The 4,163-nt window shown below is 63.3% G+C and carries 3 protein-coding genes and 2 pseudogenes; 3 read left to right on the top strand and 2 right to left on the bottom strand.

Annotated elements, in window-relative coordinates; genetic code table 11:
• The 3 genes from AHiyo1_RS24835 to AHiyo1_RS15615 all read left to right on the top strand — a co-directional run.
• Positions 1 to 983 (top strand): hypothetical protein (locus tag AHiyo1_RS24835; protein ID WP_216363221.1); only part of this gene is annotated, 983 nt, incomplete at its 5' end.
• 82 nt (positions 984 to 1,065) lie between these two features.
• A complete protein-coding gene (locus AHiyo1_RS15620; protein WP_059389169.1) occupies positions 1,066 to 1,602 on the top strand; it encodes an NUDIX domain-containing protein in 537 nt (178 codons plus the stop codon).
• Positions 1,603 to 1,672: 70 nt separating this feature from the next.
• On the top strand, positions 1,673 to 2,473 hold the full coding sequence (locus AHiyo1_RS15615; RefSeq protein ID WP_148667596.1) for a hypothetical protein: 801 nt from the start codon (positions 1,673 to 1,675) through the stop codon (positions 2,471 to 2,473).
• 115 nt (positions 2,474 to 2,588) lie between these two features.
• On the opposite strand, the pseudogene AHiyo1_RS15610 reads toward AHiyo1_RS15615, so the two are convergent.
• Both AHiyo1_RS15610 and AHiyo1_RS15605 read right to left on the bottom strand, forming a co-directional pair.
• Positions 2,589 to 3,741, bottom strand: a pseudogene (locus AHiyo1_RS15610) (bifunctional 2-methylcitrate synthase/citrate synthase).
• A gap of 70 nt (positions 3,742 to 3,811) precedes the next feature.
• Positions 3,812 to 4,163 (bottom strand): annotated as a pseudogene (locus tag AHiyo1_RS15605) (methylisocitrate lyase); the annotation flags it as partial.

The following is a 4,163-nucleotide window of genomic DNA, read 5'->3' as shown; positions in this document are numbered from 1 at the left end:
CGAGCGAGACAGCAGGCCCGACGGCGGCGCCCACGTCACTTGCCGGCGTCGGACACGGTGAGTGCTCGATTCAGAACCTGACGGGCGCCATGACTTCATTGGAGCAGCTGAAACCGGTTCTCCGGCTTGTGGGCTGCAAGGCCGGATGGATGAGCATCATGGCGCCCGCACCAAGCGACAATCCGAACCCGGAACCGGGGGACTGGTTCTGGATCGCCAAGCTTGTCAACGGGAGCTATGTGCAGGAAACCAGCCTTGGGAACTGGGCAGGCGCAGCGTCCAACAACGATCGGCTGACGGCAGAGCAATTCATGGACAAGGCGTTCGTCACCAACGGAATCCCGGTGGAGCTTCGTCCCGATCTGGTGGGTTCCCCGGAGCCAGGATCACTCGCCGCCGAAGGTCTCAAGACGTACGAGGACCGGTCCACGGGTTATAGAGTGAGCTTCAATTACCCGGCATCGTGGCAACTGGCCGATCCGTCCGGCAGCCTTGCCCTCACAAACGGCCCGGGAACCGCCCTCACGGATTCCAGCGGCCAGTACACGGCACGGCTGGCCTTCGGCGACACCAATGACTGGAGCACCAGCGGCTGCCAAAACAGGGCGCCCTACAAGATCCTCGACAGTCAGCCCATGACCGGGCTGCCGACGGACCTGGCGTCGCCGGCCCAGGGCACACCGAGATTCGTGTATGTCGCAATGACCTCAGCTGCAAATGACGGGGGTCCGGTTCAGGCAGGGATAGGAATTACCAACCGTATCGCCGGACAGGACGGAATAGGCTGCGTCCTTGACCTCGCGGTAGCAGGACCCGGTCCCTTGAAGTTCTTTAGCTTCACCGATCGCCGTCCACTGGGAGGGCCTTCCTGGGGTCTTTACAAATTCACCACCATCGAAGAAGCCGCGGCCTTTACCCAGACACAAGGCTATAAAGACCTCAAGGCGGTCATCACTTCGCTCACGATCACCAAGGTGGGCTAGAGACACGGCGCGACGCCGGGCCACCTTAGGTGAGCGGCCCGGCGTCGTTCTTCGGGGGCGACGCAGTCGTAGTCTTGATGCCATGACAGCCGCACACGTGACCCTCTGTTTTCTCCTCCGCGAGGTCGATGGCGGCCGGGAGGTCCTTCTGGGACGCAAGCGCACCGGCTTCGGCAAGGGCAAAGTAGTAGGCGTCGGCGGCCATGTGGAGGAGGGCGAGACCGCCGTCGAGGCGATCTGCCGGGAAGTCCGCGAGGAAGTCTACGTCGATGTTGAGCCGGACGACCTGGTGGCCGCGGGAACTGTGGACTTTGTTTTCCCTGCCAAGCCCGAATGGAACATGTTTACTACCGTGTTTCTTTCCGAATCCTGGGTGGGGGAGCCTTCCGAGAGCGACGAGATCACGCCCCAGTGGTACCCGGCGGAGGACCTGCCGGTAGCTCACATGTGGGCCGACGCCGAGCACTGGCTTCCCGCGATGATGAATGGCCGGCGCATGGATGTGCGCGTGGTGCTCGCAGATGACAACGAGAACGTGGCCGAGGTCTTCCACGCAGACTGGAACAACGACGGAGCAGCAGCTGGTGGGTCCGCGCGGAATTGGGTGCCCGGGCTGTAACCTTGGGGCGTCTTGCGGAAACTTACACGATAGACGCCCACTTCGGGCGCTAACCGACAAAGGGGGAACGGTGGATTCCAGACAGAAGATGCGGAGACTGAGAATCATCGTGTTGGTGGCCCTTGCCGCAGCGGTCCTTGCAGCGGGATTCCTCGTTGCCGCCAACCTTGGGTCCCAGGGACAATCCCGGAGCGGAAGCCAGCTACCGGCAACAGCAGCTACGACGGCCCCTGCGACGACTGCCCCATCGGCGTCGGCCACGGCCTCGGCTTCAACGGCCGCTACGGAAGAACCGACAGCATCAACACCAGCGACGGCGGGCTCCGGGTGGACGAGCTTCGTCAGCACCAGCGCCCACGTGCAGTTCGATCTTCCTTCGGGATGGACGGCCGCCGATGTTCCAGCAGGCACCGCCAGTAATCCCGCATCCGGAATCCAGGTGAGCGATGAGTCGGGCAGTGTGGTGGCGAAGTTCTACTACGGCACGGGCGGCGGCGTAGGCGGGGCATGCGGGCCAGGAACGTACAAGCAAAAGGAGCTCGACACAGCTGCCACGTCACTAAAGGGCCAGTGGGTGACCACCGCCCAGGCCAGGTTCTCCTACCGCGTGCTGGATCAGACGGCCCAAGGCAAGGGCGTCGGCTATCAAATCGGTCTGGTGGACAAGTCCAGCGGGGAAGTGCAGGACAGCTGCCTGATGTACTCCTTCGTGGCCGGCGCTCCCAAAGGCACGCTGTCTTTCGCCACGGACGGGCCCCAAGCCCTTGGCGCCCGCACCTTCAGCACCATGGCGGAAGCCACGCAGTACTTGCAGACACCGGAATACCAGAAGCTCAAGCGGATGATCACCAGCCTGCAGCTGACTCAATAGCGACTGGAACGACGGCGGGCCGGCCTGGGCCCATGCGAAGCCGGGTTCCCTGGCCGAGCTTGCGAGGTCAGGGGGCTCGTGGGGAGGTGACCGGCCCGCCGTCGTGCAGGTGGAACTACGGCAGGTGCCGTTCGTCCACGCCGTTGTATTCGCTGAGCGGGCGGATCAGGGAGTTTGATCCGAGCTGCTCCATGATGTGTGCGGTCCATCCGGTGATGCGGCTGGCGACGAACAGCGGGGTGAAGGTCGGAGTGTCGAATCCCATGAGGTGGTAGGTGGGTCCGGCGGGGTAGTCGAGGTTGGGCTTGATCGCCTTGGCCTCGTCCATCGCCTGCTCGAGGCCGTTGTACAGGCCCAGGATCTCGGGCCGGCCGTAGTGGGCGATCATCTTGTCCAGCGCGGCCTTCATGGTGGGCACCCTGGAGTCGCCGTGCTTGTAGACGCGGTGACCGAATCCCATGACCTTTTTCTTCTGCGCGAGGGCGTGTTCCATCCAGGTCTTCGCCCGGGAGGCGGCGTCATCGAGCGATTCCTCGGTGCGGATGCCGATTTCCTCGAACGTGTGCATGACGGCCTCGTTGGCGCCGCCGTGCAGCGGGCCCTTGAGGGCGCCGATCGCCGCGGTGACCGCGGAGTGCAGGTCCGAAAGGGTGGAGGTGACAACCCGTGCCGTGAAGGTGGAGGCGTTGAAGGAGTGCTCGGCGTAGAGGATCATCGAGACGTTGAACGCCTTGACGACCTCGTCCACCGGGTCCTCGCCGAAGGTCATCCACAGGAAATTGGCGGAGTAACCCAAATCGTCCCGCGGTGCCACGGGTTCGATTGTTTGCCCGTCCGCGCGCCGACGGCGTTGGTCGTAGGCGACCACCGCCGGCATGGCGGCGAACAAGTCAATGGCCTTGGCCATATTGGCCTCGGGCGTGGAAACCTCGGCGAGAGGGTGCCCGGGCTCCCAGCACCGAAGCGGCCGTCCGGCAGACATCCATGGGGTGGGACGTCGTCGGCAGCGCATCGATGACCTGCTTCACCACCGGGTCAAGGGCGCGGCCCGCGCGCTCGCGGGCAGTGAACTCAGCAAGTTCCTCCGGAGTGGGCAGCTCGCCGTTCCACAGCAGGTAGGCGACTTCTTCGAAGCTGCATTTGGCGGCGAGTTCCTGCACGGGGTAACCGCGGTACAACAGCGAGTTGGTGTCCGGGTTGACCTTGGAGATCGCGGTGTAGTCAACCACGACGCCGGCCAGGCCTTTCTTGATCTCAACAGCAACCATGCTGTCCTCCTTCGTTCGTCGGCAAGCACTCCGGAATAGCCGGATCGCCTGCATCCCTTGGTTGATCCAGTTACCGGCTGAGCCCAGGAACCTGGAAGTTGAAAACGCTCGTGTCGAAGTGGTTGTAGGCCTCGTAGTCCACGAGGTCATAGAGGCGCGCACGGGTGAGCATGTTCTCCACCTGCGCCTCCTGCGTTCCAGTGGCCTTGATCGTTTCCAGCGTACGCTCTGCAGCCCCCATGGCAATGCGGAGCAGGGTGACGGGGTAGATCACCATGTTCACGCCGACGCCCTGGAGTTGTTCCACGGTGAAGAGTTCGCTTTTGCCGAACTCGGTCATGTTGGCCAGGATCGGCACATCCACTGCATCACGAATGGCTTGGAACTCGCTGAGATCTTTCATGGCTTCCGGGAAGATCGCG

It is taken from the genome of Arthrobacter sp. Hiyo1, from assembly GCF_001263615.2.
GTDB lineage: Bacteria > Actinomycetota > Actinomycetes > Actinomycetales > Micrococcaceae > Arthrobacter.
Note: the sequence above shows the minus strand (reverse complement) of the source record. Positions and strands in the feature narration are given on the sequence as shown.

Bases quoted from the DNA above. Each gene is read 5' to 3' on its own strand.
- AHiyo1_RS15620 (WP_059389169.1), top strand. From the start codon at position 1,066: ATGACAGCCGCACACGTGACCCTCTGTTTTCTCCTCCGCGAGGTCGAT.